We start from the raw sequence: 25,216 nt of genomic DNA, 5'->3' as shown, positions 1-25,216 counted from the left end.
TTAGAGTGGGTTCAAGTTTTGAAAAACAGATAGGCCGACAATAGTATGGACAGCACTACGATAACTCCGAGCCAGAAACGGAATCCGTTTGGCCCCAGCAGGTCAAGCCAGAAGTTCCCTCCCCAGCTTCCGGGGCGGGCATAGGTCCATTTCCAGTCCAGTATCAGTCCTGTCAGCCATATCAGCAGAATCAGGATGACTACAAGGTAGCCCGATTTCGGGTTTTCCTTGATGTACCCTGGGCCTTCACTGAACATTTGCTGAAGGGTCGTCCATATTTTGTTGATCCATTCCATGATATTTTCCTAGATTTCGTTTGTATTCATACAGAAAGTCCTCCCAGTCTTTGCCGATAACACGGCTCAGCACGGAGTTGATTTCCTCATTGCTGACTGACGGCTGGCGTTTCCGGCTTTCCAGCAGCTTGAGCAGTAGCAAAGGGTAAGACGAATGCTTTATCAGGTCTGACGACAGTTTGTCTGCCAGTCGGAATCCCTCAATGTAGCACTCCGTGGCTCTTTCCGTATCGTATGCTTTCTCCCGGCACCACCCGCACATTCTCAGTGTTTCTGCCTGCATGAGGTAATCCTTGCAGTTTGCATAGGCGTCTGCCCCCATCCGGTAGGTTTCTGCGGCATCGTTCCATGCGGATTTCCGTATCTGTATGGATGCTTTCCCTACAAGCGAGCTGCCGAGAAGACGTCCCGAAAGAGACGGGTCTAGCTTTCCTTCTCCCATCCTTGCCGCTTCTACCGCTTTGTTGGCAAAATACAGAGCCATGTCCAGATCCTTATGATTAATGCGGTCTGTATATAGGATGGTATATACTGTTACGAACTGGCTCAGCCAGTTCATGTCTTTTTTTACATTGGCAAGTGCCATATCGAGGCATTTGCGTGCGTATAGGTCTGTTTGGGCAGCGTCTCCTTTCTTGACGCTGCTCATGAGTCTGGTCAGTGCCAGTCTGAATTCTGAGGCGGCAGGATCGCTCCGATCTTCGTTGGCTGCTTGTTCTGCCAGTTTTTCGGTTGCCCCGTCCATATCTATCGGAGGATAGATGGAAACCGTTTCCTTCGGATAGGTCGTCATGAGTTTTCCGAATTGTTCCTGGCCGGTGATATCTCCGGTTCCCCATACCATCTGTTTGTCAAATGGTTGGGAGAGTGCCTGATTGAACCATTGCCGGCATCCTTCATAGTCCGCAGTGCCTTCCAGATCGAAAATGAAGCTGCATTTCATGTCGGTACCGTTGACAAGTTCACGGGTCAGCCGGTTGAGATTTTCCACTACTGTCTGGGCTGCATTTCCGCTATTTATGGAGCTGTCGTTAGCCTGCCATTCCACTTTTTCAAAAATGATGTCTTCAGGCTTCTTGGAGTTGTTCCAGTACTCTATTTGTTTGCTGATATATTGCAGTACATCTTTGCTGAACTCCATTGCGGATGTAAATGGGAGAGTGATGATGAAGACCATGTCTTCTTCTTCGCTGTCGATGGCCAGCATGTAGTCATAGAAGGCCTTGAGCATGGTTTCGTCACCCGGATTGATGACAATGCGTATCATCTTTACCGGTTGTGTCACGGTATTCTCCCAAAGGTGGAGCATATTGTCCGCTATTTGTTGTATGGCATTGCTCATAGGTCAGTTCAGTTTTACGATTGTACCTGCTATGGCGGTTGTTCCGCTGGAGTCCACGGTTGCCTGCGTGGTACCCGAAAGGGTTGCCGTTTTGCTTCCCGTAGCGGTCACGTCACTTCCTTTTATGTTATATGCTTCTTCGGCACTGCTGTTTATTGTTTTTGCAGTCTGCGTTATTTCGTTGGCGGCCGTTTCCGTAATCTGGGCTTCTGCGGAGGATTTGATGTTTCCTTCGCTGTCCAGTTCAATGCTGGTATTGCCTACGCACAGCATGATGGATTTGGATGCGGAAATCTTGATGTTTCCTTTTCCGTCGGCGGCATAGCTGTTGCCGGCCTGATCCGTCATGGTGATGCTGCCTTCGTCATCATCTATGGTGAGGGTACATCCGCTCCGGGTGGTCAGGCTCTTTTTCTTGTTGCCGCTGTCACCGCCTGTTCCTGTCTTCCCGTTGAACAGGCTGCCCATTACGAACGGACGTTTCGGGTCGTCATACCGGAATCCAACCAGTACGATGTCGTCCTTTTCCGGAATGAAGACAAAACCTCTGTTGGTTGATACTTTATTGCTTATTCCGGCATCAGGAGTCATGACACGTATCCATGAGGTTGTCATGCCATCGCCCTGCCAGTTCATCTTTACCTGTACGCGTCCCTGTTTCTTGGGGTCATCGTTGCTTATCACTACCGCCTGCTGTGTCTGTGCCACGGGTAGAGGTACTTCCGGGGCAGGAAGACTTGTTGTCTGCGAGTAGAGTGCGGTAAAGTTGTTGTTATAGCTTTCTCCGGTTCCGGCTATATGGGTAATTTCAGTGATGAAATATTCACCTAAAGTCTTTTCAATAAAATCAAATTGGAAGTTCTGGATTGCGGTTTGTATTTCCACTACGCTGCCGAGTGTTATCCGGTTGCAGTCCGTTTCACAGGATATATAGTGTGAAGGCGAGGCATCGCTCTGCTGTTTCTTTTGGAAATGGTTTTCTGCCTGACTGTCGTTGGCAACCCTGATTTCCGTATGTTGGAATGCTTTCGATTTGAAGAGTTTGACAGATGCGTCAAAAGCTGTTTGTCCCAGCATGTTCATGCCGGTAGGAACATTGGAAGCGGCACCTTTGCTGAATTTGCCGTTGGCGGAGTCGTATGAGTTTCCCTCTACCAGGCGGGCAAGCGTCTGGATTCCGATGTTCAGGTCGGATATTTCGCGTCCGTAGCTCAGTGGTATGGCTGATGGCAGTTTGTCAGGCTTGCCGAATACAAGTTGTTTCCCGTCATAATACAGCCATTCGTGATATTGTCTGGCCAGCCTGCGGATAAAGTCGAAGTCGCTTTCCATATACTGGCATTCGTATTCTATGTCAGCTGTATATTCCGGCTTGATGGCGCAAGGCACACCGGCCCTGTCGCATATTTCCTTTACTATGCTGAATAGCGTGGTATTGGTCCACGAAGCACAGTTTAGTTCTGTTTCAAGGAGGAAGGTCAATGAATACCCCTGGATAAGCAGATAGCCGTGATTGCCTTTCGAGCGGTGCAGTCCCACATGTGTCACTATTCCTTTGAAGCTGTTGCCGCCCAAAAGGATTTCCGCTTGCTTGCCTATCCAGTTCATGCTGTTGTCAAGCGTATGAGTCTTGTAAAATTCACCGGACTCTATATCCATGTGAACTTCAAAATAATGATGATCATTGATGCACTGTTTCAACACAACCTGAAAAAAGGAAGGAAGAGGAACATCATCAATATTGACGGTTGTCATCTTCTGCTCAAGCATAACGGCAATGATTTTTTAGGTGAATAAATAAAATTGCCGCTTGACGGATTGAGCCCTTCAAGCGGCAATATCTTACATTCCGCTTAGGGGCGTTGCCCCGGAGCGTTTAGTTTTTCGGCCATCTGTTGTCAAGCGCAGCGTTGCCCACATTGATAAGCTCAGCGGAGAATGTGAGTGCGATGGTCATCGGCACGTCGTTGTTCACGTCAAGAGTTTCCTTGTAGTGTACGATGTAGGCGTTCTTGAACTCGATTTCCTTCATCTTAGCATCCTCTTCAATCTTCTTGTACACGATTTTTCCTTCCACCTGCTTGAACTGGCTGTTCAGCATGGCTTCGATGGTCGCAGTGTCGTCAGTTGATTCGATAACTACCGAAACACGTCCTCCCTGGATGTTTGAGGATGGTTTTCCCTTCGCGTCTGTTGTACGACTGAATTCATACTCAGAGTGCAGTACGTCATACTCTTTTCCTGCAAATTCCAATGTAGCTCTAAATGATGCCATAATTGATAGAATTTAAAAGTTTAACAATAAATTTGAATGACTCCGTTTCCCTTTTCTGAATCCTGTCGTCTTCCGTCAGAAAACAAAAAAAGAGAAAACTTCAAAAACGATCTTTTGAAATTTCCTCCGGTTCTTCCAGACGATTTCTGTTTTATTTGTGGAAAAAGAAGAAGAAAAATAAAACATCATCTTTGTCAATCGCAATTATAGGGAAATAAAATCATATATCCAAATATTTCTCCGATTTTTTTAGAAAAAGTTTTTTTGTAATCTTATATTATATGGATTTATCTTGTTGTAGTATTATGTTTTGCTCTTTTTCTTTGAACATTATTGTTTCTTTGGCAAAACTATAACGGATAATTTGTAGTTCAGATAAAAAACAATAGATTTGCAAATGTCACAATCTGAAATTTTGGAAATATATGAAAGAGAACAATACATTCGTGGCTCTATGTACAGAGTCTTTTACTTTCAATCATGCCGCAATATGTTCTGTTGCTATGGTGAAGGTGATTAATTCTGTAATAGTGCAGGAGCTCAATTCGCTTATCAGACCAGTTGCCGGTAAAGGAAACATGCTGGACACGTTTCTCTCCGTATTTGGTGGTAGTAAGTATGCCAATGCACCGGAGTTCCCGGAAGTGTTACGTTTGATGGAAATATTTACAGGTAATTGTAAGGTTGTGGTTTACGATGAGAAAGTAATTGTACGGTTGCGTAAAAACTGTAGATTCTTTGGCGCTGAGAGCACCTCTTTTTTTACTAATGAGTTTTTTTGTATTTCCCGTATGCCGGGAGAGGAGTTGGAGGAATCATGTGAGTGCTACAAGATTAAGCTGAAAGCTGATTGTTCTTTGCTTGATAAGGCACGTGCCTGTGCCGGATTGTATATGAAAGTCGGGCAGGCTCATAGGCTGTCTTCAAATGAATTGTGCGATGCTTGGGAACTTTTTTCAATGGGTAAGGAGGATTTGTATAATTTGCTTCCGGATCATGAGATTACAAACAGGAATACAATATTTTATCATAAGCATATTTTTATCTCCGGTATTTTTTCCCGATATCCGGATATCAATGTCTTGCTTTCCAAACTGCATAAGTTCGGAGCCATTAACTTGTTTTCATTTTCTTATACAGCCGATATGGTTGTTCTCGGAAAAGGGGCTGACCGCTCGGTTTGGGAAAAATTAAGACAAGATAATAATATTCAAATACTTACGGAAATTGCATTATATGATATTCTGGATGATATTGAAGGACGATAGAATTATGCTTTCGGTAGTTGGTATTCCCGTTCTATTTTAGCAGACAGTTCTTTTGAGTCTGCCTGCCAGTCTTCGCCATAAAGGTTTTCCATCCGTCTTGCTATTTCTTCACGTTCTTTTCCATCCAGAGAATATATTTTATCAATGTAGGTGCTTGCAATGAAAGAAAGGTTTACGGTTTTCAGTTCATTGTCATCAAGTGCATATCCGTATTCAAAGGCTTCTGTAAGGATTGGTTCATAAAAAAGCCTGTCTTTTTTAAGTGCGGCAAGCAGTGCATAGCCATATTGGTTGACTGCTATGGATTTCAATTCCTCTTTCTTGGCAATTTCAGCTCCTTTAAGGAAGCATTTTACAGCTTGTTTGGTATCTCTTGAAAGATTGAATGCGATACCCTTATAGTCATATAGCTGTATCAGAATCTGGTTGCATTCCTTGGTTTCTTCTTTAGCCGTTTGTACAATGCTGATTCCTCTATCTAGTATTTTATGAGTGAAGGCAGATTCGCTTTTGAAACTCAGCATGAATCCTCCATAAATCAGATAGGCTGAAGCCCACATTACCGTTCCTCCAATTTCACGGCATATATCCACAAGCTCTTCTCCCAAATTTTTCACTTCCTGCTTTTTGCCTGCATTTGCAGCTTCTCCCAGTTCAAATAGGCATTTTCTATATCTCACTTGTGGATCATGAGGGTCTCCTTGTGTGGCTATTTCCTTGTAGGCTCCTGACATATTCTGGTTAGGTATTTTAATCAGGCACGCCTTTTCCTTAAGCTTCTCTAGCAGTGGTTTGTATATTTCTCGGCCGTTATAGTCTGTTAATATCAGACTGGACTGGGTTGGAAGAATCTCCGCCAGTTCCTTTATGCACTTGTTTAGTGATTCCACATCTGCTATTTTGTAAACAACGACTGTTATACCCAGTATATTATCCGTGATTCCGGCAAAGGTTTTGAAACTGGTTACCAGACGGACATAAAATGATTTCATTTCGTCAATATCGTCATAGTTCAGTTCTTTTGCTTCCTGTTTCAGTTGTTCGAAGTCCGTCCATTTCCATTCCGGGTATTTTTTCATATCAGTCTCAAAGGACGTAATCCATTCAGTTATCAGAAAAGCATATAATGCCTTTGGCGATTCATAATCCGTCATGAATGCAAGAATAATGTCACTGCTTTTTCCGTAAGCAGATCCTTCCAGACGGATAAATCCTTCCACTAGTGGGTAGTCTTCCTGATTACAAGTTAGACAATATACCTTTGCATCTGGACATTCTTGCCTTTTCTCCATCCAAAGATTCTGTATATAGCCTACTCTGATAGCTATCGGATTATGTTCGTTATTTATCATATCGGATTATATTTCTATTGTTTTAGCAAACTTTGTACTCGTTATTGTATATTCTTTGTTCAAAGACAAAGTCATGTCAGTAAATCATGAGCCCGGATATTGGCGAATATTTTCTGTGGTTTCCGGAAAGCCTGTAATGATTTCGTGTAGTGTTCTTGATACATACGATTCCTTGAAGAATACCAGATCGTTGTTGGGCTTGTTGATGTCTGACTGCAAAGTTTTGTTGGCATAGGACAGGATATCTCGGTCTCTGCTGTTATCATGCTTTCCAATCCGTCCTGAAGCAGCGAGTTGAAACGCAGTTTGAATGGTGGACGGGTAATCTTCGCATTCTTCAGATAGAATCGGATATTCACCATTTTGTAGATGTATCTCATGAGTACAATAATCTTCATGATTGTACTCTTACAGCTGACAGACTTGTCGATAAATACGGTCAGTGGCTTGATATATCTTATTTCCACTTCTTTAAGTGGGCCTAAGTTTTTGATGATTATGGATTCTTTCATTATTTGAAGTTGTTTTCTTATAGACAAAGATAGAGAATAATTAATGGATTACGGGTGTGTGGGGACTGATTTTTCAATATTTAATTTGTTTGCCTCTGTCTCAAACGGTTTTAGTGTTTGTTTGACTACATGTGCCAACGTACATTAGAACAGTTAATAGCCTGTTTTCTTGGTTGTTTTCAGGTAAAAGGCTATCTTTGTAACCAAAATACATTGATTATGTGCAAATTCTCTGAATCTACTAAACAGAAACTTGGTAATGCGATTATATATATTGCGCGTCATACATCCAGTCTCAGCAAGACAAAGCTGTTGAAACTTTTGTATCTGATGGAGGAACGTATGGCGTTGAAATATCATGTCCCTTTCATTGGTATTCCGTTTGAGGTATGGCAGGCAGGCCCTGTAGCGAAGGATGTTTTCGTTGACCTTTCGGACGGCCCGTATCTTCTGAAGTCTTTTGTAAAGACAGATTTCAAGGATGGCGGTACCTTCATTGAGGCGGTAGCAGATTTTGATGACAGCGAATTCTCAGAATGTGAGATAGAGATGATGGACGAGATACTGGCAAAATATGGCAATATGACTGCTTCCGACTTGGTTGCAGAGACACACAAGGAGGGTACTCTTTGGTATCGGGTGGCTGCTCGCACGGGATTGCTGGAAGCATTCAATAAGCATGAATGCAACAACTCCGACCGGCAGATCGACTTTACTGAAGCAATGACTGATTGTGCGGCAGAGGATTATCGCGAGAGTTTGAATATACGGCAGACAGCTAACCTCTTAAATGCGGAATCCCATGTTTGAAGAAGGTAATTTGTTGTTTTTCCGTCCTTTTTTGTTCAAGAACGGAGCTGAGCCGCAGAACAAGTTTTTCCTTGTGCTTAAAAAAATGGAAAGTGATATTTTGCTTGCCAGTTTGCCTACATCTAAAGACCATGTACCATCAGATTTGGAGGTTAAGTATGGATGCTTGAACATTCCGGAGAGGATGCTGAATATTTTTGTGTTTATGGCTGGTGAGAATGTGGCTGTTAAGGATGACGGTACACCTTTTGCGTTTGATGAGAATACTTTTATTTATGGCTCCGATCTTGATACCTATCCGGCTGGACAGCTGGATTTACAGGAGCGTATGGCGCAGACTTCTATTGAAAAAATAGGTACATTGGATGAAGGTGTTTTTAATAATCTTATCGCTTGCCTGTCAGAAAGCAAAATGGTGAAGAATAAGTTCAGAAGAATACTGCAAGATTAGACGTATACTTATGTAAATCTCTATGATTGATTTAAATAATATTGTGGCCAAAGAGGGTATTGGTGAGGGAGGCAATTGGAAAGTATATAGATGCCTGTTGCAGGACTGTTCATCTGTGATTGTCAAGGAGTCTAAAGGTTTTGTTGATATGGTCATAAAAGGCAGTATAAAGAAATATCAGCTTATCAAAGCTTTAGATATTCCTACCACATCGTTTTTGGAAGTGGTTTCTCTGGATGGCAAGTCTGTATTGGTTACAGAGGATTTGAATAGTAATAATCTATGTTTTGTATCTCCTAATAGTGTTAAGACAGAAACAGATGAACTCCTGGCTTGCTTAAGGGATAATTCTATTCCTTGTTTATCTTCTGAAAGGATAGATTCTAAGGCTGAGCAGTATTTTTATAAGAACAAAATAAAGGAAATTTCAAACTTTCCGTCTTTTTTACAACGTGTTAAAGAAGATATTAACAAGGCTGCATGTCACAATATATCTATTGCCTTCGACTCTTATTTCTTCTCTATCGAGAAAGGTAAATTCTGTTCCGTTATTGATTATAGGATTGCAGATTGGGATAATATAGAGGAATGTGAAGATATAGATTTCAAGGAATTATTGAATGCTAATATTGTGGAGTTTCAGGATGCTATGTTTCGGTTCCTTGAATTATTTGTTCAGGAAGGAGAAAAAAGGGAACTTTATCAATCATTGATTTCAGGTCTGACTCCGTAATATTGTAATAAACTTACTGATATATTTTAAATTGATTATTGGTTTTATATATTTATGAATAACTTTTGGATTGTTTTTGTCAAGACTTTGAATCAGACATTAAACATGTTGACTTTGGTTTCTGTCATCCTTGTTTTTTGTTTGGATATGTGGCTTTTTGATATTCCTGCTCCCTGCCAGTTCTTTGTTGCTTGTGGAAAATTCTTTTATGGAGTCGGACTGTCGTTCATTGCCGCCTACATATTCTACCTCATAACAGTTCATTATCCTGAAGTAAAGAAGGCAAGGACTGTTTATAAGGTTTCTGACTTTCCGGCTATGGCAATAGTTACGAATATCGAACGGATATTCTTTGATATGGCAAAGAAGCAAGGAATGGATATTAAGAGGGAGAACCTGAATGAAAAGTTGATTAAGGATATTCTTTCTTCTACAAGATGTTATGATGATTCAACTCTCAATGATATTGATTCTCAAGGGAAAATAAAAGCAAAAAACTGGCTTGGGTATATTGTTTCCGTTGAAAAGACTTATCGCTCATTTATTAATGGTGTCAAACCACTCTATTCTCAGCTTGATTCAGAATATGTTGCTGCTATATCTGAGATTGAACAATGCGATTTTTCTCAGCCTATTATGGCGATGCTTCCCTTTTTAATATTACGACAACAGGCAAAACAGGAATCACAACAAAATACAGATTCAATTACTTTTGAGTTTGGTCTAGAGGATTTTTTTCTTAAGTTATATAATAAATCTCAAGTTTTGCGTAAGATTATTGAAGAACGTCGGCTGAGATATAAATATTAAATTTGTTTTGTATTTTAGCTCTATCCTAAATTGTAGAATAAGTCAACGAAAATCATCAGTGAAACATTATAAAATAGGCTTTTTATACTAACGTGAGTTCGATATAAGAATAAATATAATCTATTGAAAAATAGGAATATAGTAGTAAAGTGTTAAATTTATAGTGTCTAATTAGGGACATTCAGTAAATAGTATAAAATTAGCCAACTAATTCATACACAAAGTGTTGCGAATTAGTTGGCTTTTTTGTATCTTTAGGTATTCCCTCGCAAATAAGGTTTGGCAGCCAAAACGGGGGAAATTCCCCAACTAAGATATGGCTAAGATACAAAATATTTCAGAAATTCACCCTACTTTGGGCTTTACAGAATTTGATATTCTGGAAAAATACCGCAAGAGTTTTAACGAGAGTGAGCTTGGCAGGCTTCACTCGGTGTTTCCGTTTGAGCGTATGGCAAAAGCCTTGGGCCTGTCGGAACAGCGACTGGGACGCAGGAACATCTTCAGCCCTGCGGCAAAGATTGCTCTCATGGTCCTGAAGGCATACACCGGATTCTCCGACAAACAGCTGGTGGAACATCTGAACGTCAACATACACTACCAGATGTTCTGCGGAATCATGATAGACCCGTCCTTTCCCATAACCAACTACAAGATAGTCAGTGCCATCCGTAATGAGATGGCATCCCGTCTTGACATTGAATCCCTTCAGGAAGTGCTGGCCACACACTGGAAGCCGTATCTTGAAAACCTTCACGTGTGCATGACCGATGCCACATGCTACGAAAGCCACATGCGTTTCCCCACAGACATGAAACTCCTCTGGGAAAGCCTCGAATGGCTCTACAGGCATATGTGCCGTCATTGCAGGAATCTGGGCATAAGACGTCCCCGCAACAAATATGATGATGTTGCCAAGGCTTATCTGTCCTACTGTAAGAAAAGAAAGAGAAAGGCATCAAGGACAAGGATGCTCAAGCGCCGTATGATCAGACTCCTTGAAAAACTCCTTATGCAGAGGGATGGAATTCACAGGGAGTATGGAGCCTCACTCCGGTATACTCAGGATTACCGGAAGCGAATTTCCATCATCAGAAAGGTTCTTGTACAGGAGAAGGAAATGTTTGAAGGCCGGAAGGTCAGTGACCGCATCGTCAGTATTGACCGTCATTATGTGCATCCCATCGTCAGAGGAAAGGAAACGAAATCCGTTGAGTTCGGTGCGAAGGTAAACAACATACAGATAGACGGCATATCGTTCATCGAACACCTCTCGTTCAAGGCTTTCAACGAGGGTATACGCCTGAAGGACTGTATCCGCATGCAACAGAAGCTCATGAACGTGAGGGTAAGATGCGTGGCTGCCGATTCCATATATGCCAATAACGCCAACAGGAGGTTCTGCACGAAATACGGAATATCCACGTCCTTCGTACGCAAGGGAAGGGCGGCCAGGGATGAATCCTTGAGGAAGGTTCTCAGAAGTGAACTCTCCAAAGAAAGGGCCACCCGGCTTGAAGGAAGCTTCGGCACACAGAAGCAGCATTACTCGCTCTCCAGGGTAAAGGCACGGAACAGGAGGACGGAAATCCTGTGGATTTTCTTCGGAATACATACGGCAAATGCCGTACTGATGATTGACAAGATTAGGAACAGGGCGGTTAAAGCGGCATGATATGATTTTACTGACGGAATCGGAAGAGGTCATCTGGCTTCTTCAGAAGTGTCATGTCCTGACGGATAGAATTATGTAAGAATACATGGAAAAATGACAATAAAAAATGGCATATGAAGATGATAGACCATAATCATTTCATATGCCATCTTATTTTGGGGACATTTACTGAATATCCCTAATTATAACATTTAAACGATTACCACTATGTTCGCAGAGTCTAAAATTACAGAGATTTATTGTATGGCCGATGATTTTTGCAAGGAATTTGCGTTGCAACAGGAAAAATATATGATTGAAGATAAGAATACCAAGCAACGAAACAAACCAAACCGCATGAGCGATGCTGAAGTTATAGTGATTCTTATCCTGTTTCATTCCGGTGGTTTTCGTTGCTTCAAGCATTATTACAAGGAGTATATCTGCAAACATCTGAAAAACCTATTTCCGTGTCAGGTGTCCTACAACCGTTTTGTTGAACTGGAAAAGGAAGTACTGCTTCCCCTAACCATTTTCATCAAGAAAGTACTGTTAGGGACCTGTACCGGCATCAGCTTTGTTGATTCCACTCCCTTATATGTTTGCCGTAATCAGAGAATATTGATTTATAAGACATTCGAAGGACTTGCTGAACGTGAAAAATGTTCTATGGGATGGTTTTCGGATTTAAGATTCATCTGATTATTAATGACAAAGGTGAAATCCTCAATTCCATGTTTACTCCCGAGAATGTGGATGATCGGGAACCGTTGAAAAGGGGAAAGTTCCTGGAAAACATCAAAGGAAAACTATGTGCAGACAAGGGATATATCGGTCAGGCTCTATTCGAAAACCTTTTTCTTAACGGCATACAGCTTTTCACTAAAGTTAAAAATAACATGAAGAATACCCTAATGAGTATAGCCGGCAAGATTCTGCTTAGAAAAAGAGCTTTGATTGAAACTGTCAATGATGAATTGAAGAACATAGCACAGATAGAGCACTCCAGACACCGTTCCTTCAACAATTTTATTGCTAACTCTTAGTCGGCTATTGCAGCATACTGCTTCTTTGAGAAGAAACCCGCCATTGATGTTAATTTTATCAATGACGGGCAACTTCCTATCTTTTGATTTTATATCGAATTCACGTTGTATTAGAATAGCCTTTTTGTTCCCTATCCTTATAGCCCGTTCCCGATAGTTGTTTTAACCACTTAACACCTGTTTGTTTCCCTGAAAAAGAAAGCCCCCAATCCCTCAATTATCATACGGGGAGAAAAAACGAACAAATATGTACTAAGCACAAAGGGAAAGCTAATCCCTTAAAACCAACAGAAGAAGACAGGGAAAACAATTAAAATACCTGTTGATAACTTTTGGGGAGAAGGTGATTTTTTAATCATTGTATTACCATGTTTTATACTTATATAAGATTATTCGTTATTATTTATAGATTTTTCTTGAATGACTAATAAAGCATTATGAATGTAATCAATACTTCTCGAACTAAATAATTTTAATGGTGTATTAAAGTTCTCTTCAAAATCAATTATTCTTAAATTATTCTTATATAGCATTGAAACAGGACAAATTTCAAATATAATTTCTCCATTTCCAAAAGAAATATCTGCATAGAGTTTTATTTGAGATTGCTCCAACCTGATTTCAATGGATAATATAATTTCATCTATCCAATCTTCTTCTGATTTCTTCCAAGCCTTATTACATACAGTACTTATATTCCAATTATATATATCTTCTCTTAAATCTACTTCTATTCTCGAATACGCAACATTATCCATATTAAAATTCTTAATTGCTGAATTTATATGTGCTAATGTTGGTTTTATGAATAGTTCACTCCATTCTCCAAGACTTACAATATTGCTTAGCTTCTTACCCATAACCATTTTAATGACAAATTTTGACTGAATCTGTTCTTGCTTGTTGAACTTGTTCCGCTAATGGATTAGGAACACCTTCTTTACCCTTTAAGTTACCCCATTCGGTTATTTTAACTTTATCAGGATCATTTTTTGGTTTAATACTAATGTGTCCTCCACCGTCATCAACTGCTATCAAATCACTGCCTAATTTAGATAAATCTAAAACTTGAGCTTTCTTTACATTTGGTAATCTTTGTTTTAAGACATCAGTACTTGAAAATGTGGAAAGTCCTTCTATATCTTTCGGTAATGATGGAGTATAGTTATTTAAAGTATTTCCACCAGCTCTATATACTGTGCCCTCTGTTAAAATATCGCCTTTCGCTAGTCCAAATACATCAACCTGACTATTTATATCAAAAACATAAGCATACAGTGTCGGATTATTCCCTGCAAGCCCTATGGGGTCTTGCGATAAATAATTGCCAGTATTAGAATCATACCAGCGGAAACGATTGTAGTACAGCCCATCAAGTTCGCTTTCAGCGTACATTCCTTGCATACAGAACGGAATGAAGCATTTTTCTCCTGAATATTCTTTCGCGTTTCCGTACACGTCCAGCAGCATTTCCCAAACAAGCTTTCCCTTGCTATCGTATGCCTGCGTAGGCGTTCCCAGATAGTCATGCACAATCGTGTACCGTTCCTGTTCCGTCACCTTGGCTACGGGCGTGAAGTTCTGTCCGTCATACACCCATGTAATGACATTTTCAAATGTCACCTTATGGTCATAACTCTCCCTTCCCATGTCGTCCGTCACAAGCCGTGGCCGTTCGTTCTCCCTGCAGTCCCATTCATGCAGCAACACGTTGCCGTCCCAGCAGAACATCCTTGCCGTTCCGTCAGAGGTCTTTGCCGTGCGTCTGCCCAATGCGTCATACTCAAAGGTTACGGTCTTTCCTTCCGGTGTGATGACGCTTTCCAGCATACCGTTGGCCAGCCACGTGTAGCAGGTGTCTCCCGGCTGCCATGCCTGTGCATCGTCTGCTTTTGCTTTCTCACTTCCCGAGAAGATACCCAAGAATCCGTGCTTTGCCTGTGCCTTTGGCGCTTCTGTCAGATTTCTCCGGCTCTTGCATACGAGGTTCCCCTCGCAGTCATAGCTGTAGTGGAACTCGCCGTCGCTTAGCAGCCGTCCGCCCCTGTCGTAGGTGCGGTCTCTGCGGTTCTCGTCCTGGTAGATGTTTCCCACCAGGTCGGGTGTGCGGAAGATGCGGTCGAACATACCGTATTCTCCCCGTATGAGGTTTCCCACCGAGTCGTAGTCGAAGATTACCGGTTCTGCCGACAGGTTGCAGCGCATCGACATCAGCCTTGCGCCCACATCCCATCTGTAGCTGCGGAATCCCGTATGCCTTCCGCCTGAATACACGTGGCGCGAGCGCACCATTCCCGTGTCGTCATAGTCCGTGGCTATGCGTATTCCTCCCGTGGCGAAGCGTTCCACCTCGCGTCCGGCATCGTCACGTCTGATGCCGCTTTCCCATTTGGGATTGGCTTCCTTGCCGCAGCTTGCACTTACTCCGCTTACCAGTCCGAAGCTGTCATAGTCCAGCCTCACGTCTGCGCCCAGCGAACTCCGTACCCTTGTGCGGTTTCCGTAGCCATCGTATTCCGATTCCACGGAGGTCACTTCCACGGGTGTGTCTCCTCCGGGCAGTTCCATGCTTTCCCTGGTGATGCGTCCTGCCGCGTCACGCTCCAGCCGGATGCGTGCCGATGCGTTTGCCGCCATTACCAGGTTGCCGTTCTTGTCGTAGGAGTATTCCTCTTTCGTGCCGTCATGATATGATACAGTACACACGCGTCCCTTTGCGTTATATTCGTAAGCGGTGCTTCTTCCTCCGGGGCGTTCCACAAGTACGGTCTCTCCGGCACGGTTGCGTATGTAATTGCGCGTCATGCCGTCAAATCCCCTTTCCGTGCATACCTGTCCGGCCTTGTCACGGACGAAGCTGTATGAGTCGCCACGTTCATTCACCACGTCCGTCAGCCTTTCCATTCTGTCATAAAGGAATTTTACCTCACATTCGCCTTCCGCACGTGTGGCAAGGCTTCCCAGCGGAGTGTATGTCATCCTTACGTGGCGGTGTGCATCCCGTGCTTCCGTCACGCTGTCGTATGCGTCATATCCCAGTTCCACCGTGTTGCCGTCATGTGCGTACACGCGTGTGACACGTCCCAGCGCATCGTATTCGAAGCGGTCAGGCCGGAGCATGGGCGAGTGTTCTGCAGTCACCTGTCCCTTGTGGTCATAGTCCCACCGTCGCAGTGTCTTGCCGTTCTCGTTCCACGAAACGAGGTTGTACTGCTCGTCGTATGCCAGTTCGCTTACCCGGTCTCCTTGTGTCATTCTGACGAGCATTCCGTGTTCATCATATCCAAAGACCGTCACCTCTCCGGTTGGTCCTATGGTTCTGGCTACCAGATGTCCGCGTTCCTCATCGTACAGCCGGTGCGTACGGTGCCCTTCTGCATCCACCCGTATTATGGGGCGTCCCAGTTCGTCATATACATACATTTCACCGGTCCCGTCAGGATGTGTCACTCCAGTGAGGTTGCCTTCCGGATCATAGCTGTAGCCTGTTACGCGTCCTTCGGGATCGGTTACGCGATACAGTTCCGAATGTTCGGTATATTCATATCGGGTGATGTTGCCCAGAGGGTCTTCTTCCGAAGTGACGATTCCGTCCGGCCTATATCTGTAGGTGGTTACTCCACCCGTGGCATCGGTCACCAGGTTGTAGCCCTTTTCCGGATGGTACTCGATGCGTCCCTCCTGAATGCCGTCCTTGCCCCAGGTATGCACGCAGCGTTCCTTGCCGTCATATTCCCAGTGGAAGGTATCTCCGTTGCGGTCTGTCTTTTCTGTCATCAGATGTCCCTCGTACATGATGCGTGTGGTCTGTCCGAGTGCGTCAGTGATGGCCGTCATGTTTCCGTCCCTGTCATAGTCGTAGGCCACCAGTGTCTCTGTTCCCTTGTCTGTCTCAAGCGATAGCCGGGTGATGAAGCCGCGTCGTTCTGTTTCTATACGGATGCGCCTTCCGGTCGCATCTGTCATTCCCGACGGCTTTCCGTTGCTGAAGCCTATTGTGGTACCCAGTCCGTCCGGGTTCACCGCCTTTGTCATGCGGAAACGCAGTCCGTCACCTTCGCGCATATCAAACACATAGGTCATCCATGTGTCTTGGTCGTATGCCTCGTATCCTGTTTTTGTATGCTTCAGGGTGATTCGTTCTTCACGGAGGTAGAATTCTTCGCCTTCAGCTATAGCCGGAAATGCCACGGCCCGTCCGTCTTCCATGCGAAGTGCCACTGCATCGTCTTCGGGCAGTTCCTGTACGGTACGGTCATAGATACTATGCACACCGTGCCCCAGCCATCCCGTGTAGTGGGAGTCTGAGTACCATGACCGTTCCCAAGACAATGGCACCGGTGAAGGAAAACGAAAGTCCAGCCCTTCGTAAACCACCACGCCGCTTACCAGATCGACCGGCTCGAAGCCCATCTTACAGAATTTTTCGGACAGTTTCTTTGTGCCTGGCACTTTCTGCATTACCTTGCTTTTAAGTACCTTGTGGTTGAATTCTGTCAGTATCTTCTTGCCAATCTTGCTGCCGCTTTTTACAGCGGCCTTCAGCACGGAACTGAACCCGATGCTTGAAAGCAGTCCCATGGCCGCCCCTCCGATGTCCGGGATATATGGGCCGCCTACAAATACGGGCTTTCCCGTCGGGGCGGGGATGGAGAATGATGTCGGCGCGAAGAGCGTAGGCTTCAGCTTCTTTTTTCCTGCCTTGCTTTTTCCCATGGTGGCAGACAGCGGAAGCCCCGTGTCGTTACAGGTCATCACCATGTATCCTTTCGGACTCAGGCGGCTGCCGTCAGAGAATACACTCTGTGATGAGAAAAAGTTCATGCTTTCATGTCCGATGACGGGTGCCATCGTAAAGGCTCCCACCAGTGGGATATGCGACATGGTAAGCAGCATGCCGCTCGTATCGGACACACCTCTTTTCATTCCGTTTATGGTGACGTTTGTCCCGAGAAACGGAATGTAGTCGGCCGGGTCAATCACTATCCCTATGTAGGGATGGATGGGATTGTAGGGCGGTACGGTGGTTGTATGTACGTCCACGCCCGTAACCGATGTCATGTGTGTGTCCGCAAGCAACATAGAAAGTTTCTTTAACTTAAAGTGTTTATGTAAATGAATATATGCTTCTGTGACATAGCACCAAGATTCTTCAAGATTTTATCATAATTTTTGATAATATAAATTACTTGTTCCTTTCGTTAAGTTATTATTTATGGTCTATTGATAAAAAGTTTAACCGCATTAAATTCTTTTGCGTTGCATCTAATTTTGAAAATATTTTTTTTTGTTCTTTTATGAGTCATTATTAATTTGTTGTCTTTTAAATAAAAGACAACATTATTTAGGCTTGTTTTACCTTTTCCTCCATTACCCCATTTACAAGGGAAAAAATATAAAACTTGATTTTTTTCTTTGTTAATGTCTATAAATCCGTTTTTATTCTTTCCGCAAACAACTATTAAGCGAAGAGTGTTCTGGGTTTCTATATATGAATCCACAGAAGGTTTGGAACAAACCAATATACCTATAAGCATATGTATTAATACCATTTTCATTTACTTGCATTTATTTAATTTTTTTATTTTATCTGCTAGAATTGAAGGCGTTACACCAAATAAAAGATTTTTTTTGTACCATGGAATTTTTATCTCATTTATTCCCGCTGCTTGAGATGCTCCATATGCAAAACTTGCACATTGTCTATTTCTAAGGTTATAACCTATTCCATTTCCATTTTTTGAAGCAAATTCATTGATATAGCTTCTTAAATTGCTCATTTGAGTATCATCTATATCATAAGTTATACTAACTAAATCAGGGCTATGCAGATGGGATACATCATTATAATCCAACGCTCCTTGCATGTCTGAAAAAGTAATTCTTAGGATATCGCCTTTGCCACTAAATCCAGGATCAGGCCATTGACCTATATATTCAGTTGTACCATTTTCTGTAATACTAATAAAGGCATGTCCTATCGGATCTCCTTTAGGAGAATCTGAATATATTGTAATTTGTCCTTTTAATCCTAATAAGTCTATTTTTATATTAGCATTATTTACATAGGAATAAATATTTATACCTCCGATAATCGAAAGAGGATCTTTACTAGTATAATTTCCCATTTCAGGAGAGTAGTACCTGAACCTATTGTAATATAGACAAGTTTCGCTATCTTCATACTGTCCCTGATACCTGAACGGAACAAAACATTTTTCTCCTGTATATACCTTCGCGTTCCCGTACACATCCAGCAGCATCTCCCATACAAGTTTTCCCCTACTATCGTATGCCTGCGTAGGCGTACCCAGATAGTCGTGTACTATCGTGTACCGTTCCTGTTCCGTCACCTTGGCCACGGGCGTGAAGCTTTGTCCGTCATATACCCATGTGATGACATTTTCAAATGTCACCTCACGGTCATAGCTTTCCCGTCCCATGTCGTCCGTCACAAGCCTTGGGCGTTCGTTCTCCTTGCACTCCCATTCGTGCAGCAGCACGTTGCCGTTCCAGCAGAACATCCTTGCCGTTCCGTCGGAGGTTTTTGCCGTGCGTCTACCCAGTGAGTCATACTCAAAGGTCACGGTCTTTCCCTCCGGCGTGATGACGCTCTCCAGCATACCGTTGGCCAGCCATGTGTAGCAGGTGTCTCCCGGCTGCCATGCCTGTGTATCGTCCTTATCCGTTTTTTCACTGCCCGTGAAAATGTTCAGGAAGCCATGCCTTGCCTGTGCCTTTGGTGTTTCTGTCAGATTCCTCCGGCTCTTGTGTACGAGGTTCCCCTCGCAGTCATAGCTGTAGTGGAACTCACCGTCGTTCAGCAGCCGTCCGCCCCGGTCGTAGGTGCGGTCCCTGCGTTTCTCGTCCCGGTAGATGTTCCCCACCAGGTCGGGAGTCCGGAAGATACGGTCAAACATGCCGTATTCTCCCCGTATGAGGTTTCCCACCGAGTCATAGTCAAAGATGACCGGTTCTGCCGACAGGTTGCAGCGCATCGACATCAGCCTTGCGCCCACGTCCCATCTGTAGCTGCGGAATCCAGTATGCCGTCCGTCGGAATATACGTTTCGCGAGCGAACCATGCCCATGTCGTCATAGTCCGTGGCTATGCGTATTCCTCCCGTGGCGAAGCGTTCCACCTCGCGTTCGGCATCGTCACGCCTGATGCCGCTTTCCCATTTGGGATTGTCTTCCTTGCCGCAGCTTGCACTTACTCCGCTTACCAGGCCGAAGCTGTCATAGTCCAGCCTCACGTCTGCGCCCAGCGAACTCCGTACCCTTGTGCGGTTTCCGTAGCCATCGTATTCCGATTCCACGGAGGCCACTTCCACGGGTGTGTCTCCTCCGGGCAGTTCCATGCTTTCCTTGGTGATGCGTCCTGCCGCGTCACGCTTCAGCCGGATGCGTGCCGATGCGTTTGCCGCCATTACCAGGTTACCGTTCTTGTCGTAGGAGTATTCTTCTTTTGTACCGTCATGGTATGATACGGTACACACGCGTCCCCTTGCGTCATATTCGTAGGCGGTGCTTCTCCCTCCGGGACGTTCCACAAGTACGGTCTCTCCGGCACGGTTGCGTATGTAGTTGCGTATCATGCCGTCAAATCCCCTTTCCGTGCATACCTGTCCGGCCTTGTCACGGACGAAGCTGTATGAGTCGCCCCGTTCGTTCACCACGTCCGTCAGCCTTTCCATTCTGTCATAGAGGAATTTCACCTCACGTTCGCCTTCCGCACGTGTGGCGAGACTTCCCAGCGGAGTGTATGTCATCCTTACGTGGCGGTGTGCATCCCGTGCTTCCGTCACACTGTCGTATGCGTCATATCCCAGTTCCACCATGTTGCCGTCATGTGCGTACACGCGTGTGACACGTCCCAGCGCATCGTATTCGAAGCGGTCCGGTCGGAGCATGGGCGAGTGTTCTGCAGTCACCTGTCCCTTGTGGTCATAGTCCCACTGTCTCAAGGTCTTTCCATTCTCGGTCCACGAGACGAGGTTGTACCGCTCGTCGTATGCCAGTTCGCTTACCCGGTCTCCCTGTGTCATTCTGACGAGCATTCCATGTTTATCATATCCGAAGACTGTCACCTCTCCGGTCGGTCCTATGGTTCTGGCTACCAGATGCCCTCGTTCCTCATCGTACAGCCGGTGCGTACGGTGCCCTTCTGCATCCACCCGTATTATGGGGCGTCCCAGTTCGTCATATACGTACATTTCACCGGTTCCGTCAGGATGTGTCACTCCCGTGAGGTTGCCTTCCGGATCATAGCTGTAGCCTGTTACGCGTCCTTCGGGATCGGTTACGCGATACAGCTCCGAATGTTCGGTATATTCATATCGGGTAATGTTGCCCAGAGGGTCTTCTTCCGAAGTGACGATTCCGTCTGGCCTGTATCTGTAGGTGGTTACTCCACCCGTGGCATCGGTCACCAGGTTGTAGCCCTTTTCCGGATGGTACTCGATGTGTCCCTCCTGAATGCCGTCCTTGCCCCAGGTATGCACGCAGCGTCCCTTGCCGTCATATTCCCAGCGGAAGGTATCTCCGTTGCGGTCTGTCTTTTCTGTCATCAGATGTCCCTCGTACACGATGCGTGTGGTCTGTCCGAGTGCGTCAGTGATGGCCGTCATGTTTCCGTCCCTGTCATAGCCGTAAGCCACCAGTGTCTCTGTTCCCTTGTCTGTCTCAAGGGACAGCCGGGTGATGAAGCCGCGTCGTTCTGTTTCTATACGGATGCGCCTTCCTGCCGCATCTGTCATTCCCGACGGCTTCCCGTTGCTGAAGCCTATTGTGGTACCCAGTCCGTCCGGGTTCACCGCCTTTGTCATGCGGAAACTCTGTCCGTCACCTTCGCGCATATCAAACACATAGGTCATCCATGTGTCATGGTTGTATGCCTCGTAGCCTGTTTTTGTATGCTTCAGGGTGATTCGTTCTTCACGGAGGTAGAATTCTTCGCCTTCAGCTATGGCCGGAAATGCTACGGCCCGTCCGTCTTCCATGCGGAGTGCCACTGCATCATCTTCGGGCAGTTCCTGTATGGTACGGTCATAGATACTATGCACACCGTGCCCCAGCCATCCCGTGTAGTGGGAGTCTGAGTACCATGACCGTTCCCAAGACAATGGCACCGGTGAAGGAAAACGAAAGTCCAGCCCTTCGTAAACCACCACGCCGCTTACCAGATCGACCGGCTCGAAGCCCATCTTACAGAATTTTTCGGACAGTTTCTTTGTGCCTGGCACTTTCTGCATTACCTTGCTTTTAAGTACCTTGTGGTTGAATTCTGTCAGTATCTTCTTGCCAATCTTGCTGCCGCTTTTTACAGCGGCCTTCAGCACGGAACTGAACCCGATGCTTGAAAGCAGTCCCATGGCCGCCCCTCCGATGTCCGGGATATATGGGCCGCCTACAAATACGGGCTTTCCCGTCGGGGCGGGGATGGAGAATGATGTCGGCGCGAAGAGCGTAGGCTTCAGCTTCTTTTTTCCTGCCTTGCTTTTTCCCATGGTGGCAGACAGCGGAAGCCCCGTGTCGTTACAGGTCATCACCATGTATCCTTTCGGACTCAGGCGGCTGCCGTCAGAGAATACACTCTGTGATGAGAAAAAGTTCATGCTTTCATGTCCGATGACGGGTGCCATCGTAAAGGCTCCCACCAGTGGGATATGCGACATGGTAAGCAGCATGCCGCTCGTATCGGACACACCTCTTTTCATTCCGTTTATGGTGACGTTTGTCCCGAGAAACGGAATGTAGTCGGCCGGGTCAATCACTATCCCTATGTAGGGATGGATGGGATTGTATGGAGGCACGGTTGTCGTATGTACATCCACGCCCGTAACTGTTGTCATGTGGGTGTCCGCCAGTAACATAGGCTGTTCCTCCGATTTGTATTGTTGTTTTATTTTACATATTCAAGTTCAATATGCCACCTTTCACGTTGGTCATTGTTTTACCGTCCACATCAATCATAGTTCCTTTGATGGCAACGCTCTGTTTTCCCTCTGCTTCGATGGTAGGAGCGTTTTCTTTGATTACAGTAGAACTTTTGATTGCAGTTTCCGTAGTCCCGTCAATCTTGATTTTGTCACTTGTCATGCTTGCTTCTGTCTTACCGTTGGCATCTATCTTTTCATCGGCATGTATTTCGATTACTTTGGAATGTAGTGTAATCTTCTCTTCCGAGTCGATGGTAATGGTTTTATCACCGCCCAGCAATACTTTGCTACCGCTCGGATCTGTGATAAGGATACTTCCTGCATCATCATCTATGGTGATGGTGCATCCGCTCCGGGTAGTCAGGCTCTTTTTCTTGTTGCCACTGTCACCGCCTGCACCGGTATTTCCGTTGAACAGGCTGCCCATTACGAATGGACGGTTCGGGTCATCATGCCGGAAGCCTACCAGCACGATGTCGTCCTTTTCTGGGATGAAGACAAATCCCCTGTTGGTAGATACTTTGTCGCTCATTCCGGCATCCGGTGTCATGACACGTATCCATGAGGTCTTCATGTCCCCCGACTGCCAGTTCATCTTTACCTGTACACGTCCCTGCTTCTTGGGGTCATCGTTGCTTACCACTACCGCCTGTTGCGTCTGTGCCACGGGTAGAGGTACCTCCGGAGCCGGCAGGCTTGGTACAGTTGCGCTCAGTGCCGTAAAGGTATTGTAATAGCTGTTGCCAGACCCTATGATATGGGTGATTTCCGTAATGATATACGAGCCGAGTGTCTGTTCTGCAAAACTGAAGTTTTCGATTTGTATGGCCGTTTGTATGTCAACCACACTTCCTACTGTCAGGCTGTAGCAGTCGCTTTCGCTGGTAATGTAGTGTGAAGCCGCAGTATCGCTTTGTTGTTTCTTTTGGAAATAGCTGTCAAGTTCCCCTTTGTTGGATATACGGGGTTCGGCCGACTGATTGGCTGGTGATTTGAACAGCCCTATGGAAGCCTGAAATGCCGCGTGTCCTAAATTTCCGAGACCTTTTGGGGCATCAGGCGATGTTGATTCATACTTTTGTCCGTCCGGCGAATGATAGGATTGACCAGCCAGTGGGCGGGCAATGGTTTGGATGGAGATATCTAGGCTTTGCAGATTACGTCCATACATCAGCGGTATGCCTGCTGGTACAGCCGGCTTGCCAAATATGAGTTGCTTGCCGTCGTAGTACAACCATTCATGGTATTGTCTGGCCAGCCTGCGGATAAAGTCGAAGTTGCTTTCCCTGTATTGGCATTCGTACTCTATTTTCTCTGTATATTCAGGTGAAACCTGTGCGGTTACGCCTGCTTTCTCACAAATTTCGCTGACGATATTGGCCAGAGTCTTGTCCAGCCACGAAGCGCAGGTCTGGTCCGATTCCAGAAGGAATGTATTTGAATATCCGGTCAGAAGCAGACAGCCGTGGTTTCCGTCAGCTCGGTGCAGCGAAACATGAGTGGCGATTCCCACAAAGGTGTTTTCACCCATCTGTATGACTACTTTTTTCCCCAGCCAGTTTTTCGCCTGTTCCAGCGAATGCGTGGCATAGGTTTCTCCCACCTCTATATCAAGACTGATCTCGAAATAGTGATGGTCATTGATTACTTGTTTCAGCATGACCTGCAGAAAAGAGTGCAGCGGATTTCCATCTATGCTGATTGATATTTTCTTTTCTTCCAGCATGGCACAGTATGTTTAAAGTTCAACAACCGGAATTCTCTTACTGAAATATGTCAGGACATAAAAACAAAAAGAGAAAACTTCAAAGCCTGATCTTTTGAAATTTCCTCCTTGCCCTTCATCTGATTTCAGTTTTATTTAGAAGAAAAGGAGAAAAATAAAACATCATCCTTGCTAACCGCAAATATACGTGAATGAAAAGACAAAACCAAATTTTATATCTGGAATTTTATGCCGAGAGATATTCAATAAAAGCCAGATAATAACTCACTTAGAAAAATAAAGTGATTATTACTTGGCTTTTGTTCCCTTATTTTGTATTATATTCAACAATGCCGTATATCCATTTTGGGGAGTGGAAAGAATAGTCTTTATATTCTCCATTCTTATATGTAATAGACATTATTAAGAAATCATCAGTATCATAATATGAAGCTGCAAATTCAAATTTTTTCAAATATCGATCGCTTTCATTCTTTTTATCTGTAGCTTCTAGTTCTTGAAAGTCGGTATCATATTGATTTATAAAATCCAGAATTTCATTTTGGGCATTTGAATTTCTCTTGTTTATTATTTTTACAACTTTTCTTAATTTCAATCCATCTTCAGTTACGGTGATATTTTTCAACGGATATTCTTTTAAGGTTCGTTCATTATCTATTTTGAATACAATGAAACGGCCTATTAAATTACCCAACTCTTTTTCTGGATCCATTATTTTTATTTTTCTAACAAAAACTATTGCCCCATCTTTTATGCCAAAAGGTTCTAAGGATTTACCTACTACTTTTAGTTGTTCCAAGTTTGACATATCTACCTCGGCTATGCCTAGTTTGTATTTAGGGGCATTTTTGGGAAGAGGTGCAATATCTATGTTGGAAACATCGGATGATGGATGGCCTGCAAATACAATTTTATGTTTCACCGTCATTTTTTTCGTGATGAAATTCATGCAGATATAGGCTGCAGTTATTGCCAATATTATAATAGTTACTGTCATTTC

18 protein-coding genes and 1 pseudogene are annotated in these 25,216 nt (G+C 44.5%); 7 read left to right on the top strand and 12 right to left on the bottom strand.

The genetic code is table 11. From position 1 onward, the window contains the following. Nucleotides 1–11 precede the first annotated feature (11 nt). The 4 genes from BQ5591_RS17085 to tssD form a co-directional block, all read right to left on the bottom strand. Nucleotides 12–296 carry an immunity 17 family protein gene (locus BQ5591_RS17085; RefSeq protein ID WP_071150242.1) on the bottom strand — a complete coding sequence of 95 codons (285 nt, stop codon included), beginning with the start codon at nt 294–296 and terminating at the stop codon, nt 12–14. Next, nucleotides 247–1,638: a hypothetical protein gene (locus BQ5591_RS17080; protein WP_071150241.1), complete on the bottom strand. Its 1,392-nt coding sequence runs from the start codon at nt 1,636–1,638 to the stop codon at nt 247–249. Before BQ5591_RS17080 ends, BQ5591_RS17085 begins: the two co-directional genes overlap by 50 nt. A 3-nt stretch (nt 1,639–1,641) precedes the next feature. Beyond that, nucleotides 1,642–3,408 carry a type VI secretion system Vgr family protein gene (locus BQ5591_RS17075; protein WP_071150240.1) on the bottom strand — a complete coding sequence of 589 codons (1,767 nt, stop codon included), beginning with the start codon at nt 3,406–3,408 and terminating at the stop codon, nt 1,642–1,644. A gap of 106 nt (nt 3,409–3,514) precedes the next feature. Beyond that, nucleotides 3,515–3,913, bottom strand: a complete 399-nt coding sequence (gene tssD / locus BQ5591_RS17070) for a type VI secretion system tube protein TssD (RefSeq protein ID WP_071150226.1) — start codon at nt 3,911–3,913, stop codon at nt 3,515–3,517. Between the two features lie 425 nt (nt 3,914–4,338). On the opposite strand from tssD, the gene BQ5591_RS17065 reads away from it, so the two are divergent. Next, entirely contained in the window at nt 4,339–5,181 is an 843-nt protein-coding gene (locus tag BQ5591_RS17065; protein WP_071150239.1) for a hypothetical protein, read from the top strand. Between the two features lie 2 nt (nt 5,182–5,183). Here the strand turns inward: BQ5591_RS17065 and BQ5591_RS17060 are convergent, their stop codons facing one another. Both BQ5591_RS17060 and BQ5591_RS17055 read right to left on the bottom strand, forming a co-directional pair. Beyond that, on the bottom strand, nt 5,184–6,533 hold the full coding sequence (locus tag BQ5591_RS17060) for a hypothetical protein (protein WP_071150238.1): 1,350 nt from the start codon (nt 6,531–6,533) through the stop codon (nt 5,184–5,186). 71 nt (nt 6,534–6,604) lie between these two features. Continuing rightward, the gene (locus BQ5591_RS17055; protein WP_071150237.1) at nt 6,605–7,045 is read right to left on the bottom strand and encodes a hypothetical protein; all 441 of its coding nucleotides are present in this window, start codon (nt 7,043–7,045) and stop codon (nt 6,605–6,607) included. 219 nt (nt 7,046–7,264) lie between these two features. Between BQ5591_RS17055 and BQ5591_RS17050 the strand changes: the two genes are divergently transcribed. From BQ5591_RS17050 to BQ5591_RS17025, 6 genes and pseudogenes are all read left to right on the top strand, one after another. Continuing rightward, nucleotides 7,265–7,855, top strand: a complete 591-nt coding sequence (locus BQ5591_RS17050; protein ID WP_071150236.1) for a Panacea domain-containing protein — start codon at nt 7,265–7,267, stop codon at nt 7,853–7,855. After that, nucleotides 7,848–8,306, top strand: a complete 459-nt coding sequence (locus BQ5591_RS17045) for a hypothetical protein (RefSeq protein ID WP_071150235.1) — start codon at nt 7,848–7,850, stop codon at nt 8,304–8,306. The genes BQ5591_RS17050 and BQ5591_RS17045 overlap by 8 nt, the downstream gene beginning before the upstream one ends. A 22-nt stretch (nt 8,307–8,328) precedes the next feature. Beyond that, nucleotides 8,329–9,039 (top strand): hypothetical protein, encoded by a 711-nt coding sequence (locus BQ5591_RS17040; protein ID WP_071150234.1) that lies wholly within the window; start codon nt 8,329–8,331, stop codon nt 9,037–9,039. Between the two features lie 105 nt (nt 9,040–9,144). Then, nucleotides 9,145–9,849: a hypothetical protein gene (locus BQ5591_RS17035; protein ID WP_071150233.1), complete on the top strand. Its 705-nt coding sequence runs from the start codon at nt 9,145–9,147 to the stop codon at nt 9,847–9,849. Nucleotides 9,850–10,165: 316 nt separating this feature from the next. Beyond that, nucleotides 10,166–11,524: a transposase gene (locus BQ5591_RS17030; protein ID WP_071150232.1), complete on the top strand. Its 1,359-nt coding sequence runs from the start codon at nt 10,166–10,168 to the stop codon at nt 11,522–11,524. A gap of 207 nt (nt 11,525–11,731) precedes the next feature. Next, nucleotides 11,732–12,636, top strand: a pseudogene (locus tag BQ5591_RS17025) (IS982 family transposase). Nucleotides 12,637–12,938: 302 nt separating this feature from the next. On the opposite strand, the gene BQ5591_RS17020 reads toward BQ5591_RS17025, so the two are convergent. The 6 genes from BQ5591_RS17020 to BQ5591_RS16995 form a co-directional block, all read right to left on the bottom strand. Next, nucleotides 12,939–13,409, bottom strand: coding sequence for a hypothetical protein (locus BQ5591_RS17020; RefSeq protein WP_159434503.1), 471 nt, complete (start codon nt 13,407–13,409; stop codon nt 12,939–12,941). A gap of 7 nt (nt 13,410–13,416) precedes the next feature. Next, on the bottom strand, nt 13,417–17,631 hold the full coding sequence (locus BQ5591_RS17015; protein WP_235817105.1) for a DUF6531 domain-containing protein: 4,215 nt from the start codon (nt 17,629–17,631) through the stop codon (nt 13,417–13,419). A 131-nt stretch (nt 17,632–17,762) separates the two neighbouring features. After that, nucleotides 17,763–18,107 carry a hypothetical protein gene (locus tag BQ5591_RS17010; RefSeq protein WP_071150230.1) on the bottom strand — a complete coding sequence of 115 codons (345 nt, stop codon included), beginning with the start codon at nt 18,105–18,107 and terminating at the stop codon, nt 17,763–17,765. Next, on the bottom strand, nt 18,108–22,424 hold the full coding sequence (locus BQ5591_RS22320) for an RHS repeat-associated core domain-containing protein (RefSeq protein ID WP_235817104.1): 4,317 nt from the start codon (nt 22,422–22,424) through the stop codon (nt 18,108–18,110). Nucleotides 22,425–22,458: 34 nt separating this feature from the next. Continuing rightward, nucleotides 22,459–24,216, bottom strand: a complete 1,758-nt coding sequence (locus tag BQ5591_RS17000) for a type VI secretion system Vgr family protein (protein WP_071150229.1) — start codon at nt 24,214–24,216, stop codon at nt 22,459–22,461. A 307-nt stretch (nt 24,217–24,523) separates the two neighbouring features. Next, nucleotides 24,524–25,213 carry a LexA family transcriptional regulator gene (locus BQ5591_RS16995; protein ID WP_159434502.1) on the bottom strand — a complete coding sequence of 230 codons (690 nt, stop codon included), beginning with the start codon at nt 25,211–25,213 and terminating at the stop codon, nt 24,524–24,526. Between the last annotated feature and the right edge of the window lie 3 nt (nt 25,214–25,216).

The sequence above is a fragment of the Bacteroides ndongoniae genome (genome assembly GCF_900108345.1).
In the GTDB taxonomy this organism is placed as follows: domain Bacteria; phylum Bacteroidota; class Bacteroidia; order Bacteroidales; family Bacteroidaceae; genus Bacteroides; species Bacteroides ndongoniae.
Note: the sequence above shows the minus strand (reverse complement) of the source record. Positions and strands in the feature narration are given on the sequence as shown.

Excerpts from the sequence above, each read along its gene's own strand:
- BQ5591_RS17000 (WP_071150229.1), bottom strand. The coding sequence starts at position 24,216 with ATGCTGGAAGAAAAGAAAATATCAATCAGCATAGATGGAAATCCGCTG.
- BQ5591_RS17030 (WP_071150232.1), top strand. The coding sequence starts at position 10,166 with ATGGCTAAGATACAAAATATTTCAGAAATTCACCCTACTTTGGGCTTT.
- BQ5591_RS17010 (WP_071150230.1), bottom strand. The coding sequence starts at position 18,107 with ATGAAAATGGTATTAATACATATGCTTATAGGTATATTGGTTTGTTCC.
- BQ5591_RS17015 (WP_235817105.1), bottom strand. The coding sequence starts at position 17,631 with ATGTTGCTTGCGGACACACACATGACATCGGTTACGGGCGTGGACGTA.
- tssD (WP_071150226.1), bottom strand. The coding sequence starts at position 3,913 with ATGGCATCATTTAGAGCTACATTGGAATTTGCAGGAAAAGAGTATGAC.
- BQ5591_RS17060 (WP_071150238.1), bottom strand. The coding sequence starts at position 6,533 with ATGATAAATAACGAACATAATCCGATAGCTATCAGAGTAGGCTATATA.
- BQ5591_RS17050 (WP_071150236.1), top strand. The coding sequence starts at position 7,265 with ATGTGCAAATTCTCTGAATCTACTAAACAGAAACTTGGTAATGCGATT.
- BQ5591_RS17085 (WP_071150242.1), bottom strand. The coding sequence starts at position 296 with ATGGAATGGATCAACAAAATATGGACGACCCTTCAGCAAATGTTCAGT.
- BQ5591_RS16995 (WP_159434502.1), bottom strand. The coding sequence starts at position 25,213 with ATGACAGTAACTATTATAATATTGGCAATAACTGCAGCCTATATCTGC.
- BQ5591_RS17075 (WP_071150240.1), bottom strand. The coding sequence starts at position 3,408 with ATGCTTGAGCAGAAGATGACAACCGTCAATATTGATGATGTTCCTCTT.
- BQ5591_RS17065 (WP_071150239.1), top strand. The coding sequence starts at position 4,339 with ATGAAAGAGAACAATACATTCGTGGCTCTATGTACAGAGTCTTTTACT.
- BQ5591_RS17045 (WP_071150235.1), top strand. The coding sequence starts at position 7,848 with ATGTTTGAAGAAGGTAATTTGTTGTTTTTCCGTCCTTTTTTGTTCAAG.
- BQ5591_RS17035 (WP_071150233.1), top strand. The coding sequence starts at position 9,145 with ATGTTGACTTTGGTTTCTGTCATCCTTGTTTTTTGTTTGGATATGTGG.
- BQ5591_RS17080 (WP_071150241.1), bottom strand. The coding sequence starts at position 1,638 with ATGAGCAATGCCATACAACAAATAGCGGACAATATGCTCCACCTTTGG.
- BQ5591_RS22320 (WP_235817104.1), bottom strand. The coding sequence starts at position 22,424 with ATGTTACTGGCGGACACCCACATGACAACAGTTACGGGCGTGGATGTA.
- BQ5591_RS17055 (WP_071150237.1), bottom strand. The coding sequence starts at position 7,045 with ATGAAAGAATCCATAATCATCAAAAACTTAGGCCCACTTAAAGAAGTG.
- BQ5591_RS17020 (WP_159434503.1), bottom strand. The coding sequence starts at position 13,409 with ATGGGTAAGAAGCTAAGCAATATTGTAAGTCTTGGAGAATGGAGTGAA.
- BQ5591_RS17040 (WP_071150234.1), top strand. The coding sequence starts at position 8,329 with ATGATTGATTTAAATAATATTGTGGCCAAAGAGGGTATTGGTGAGGGA.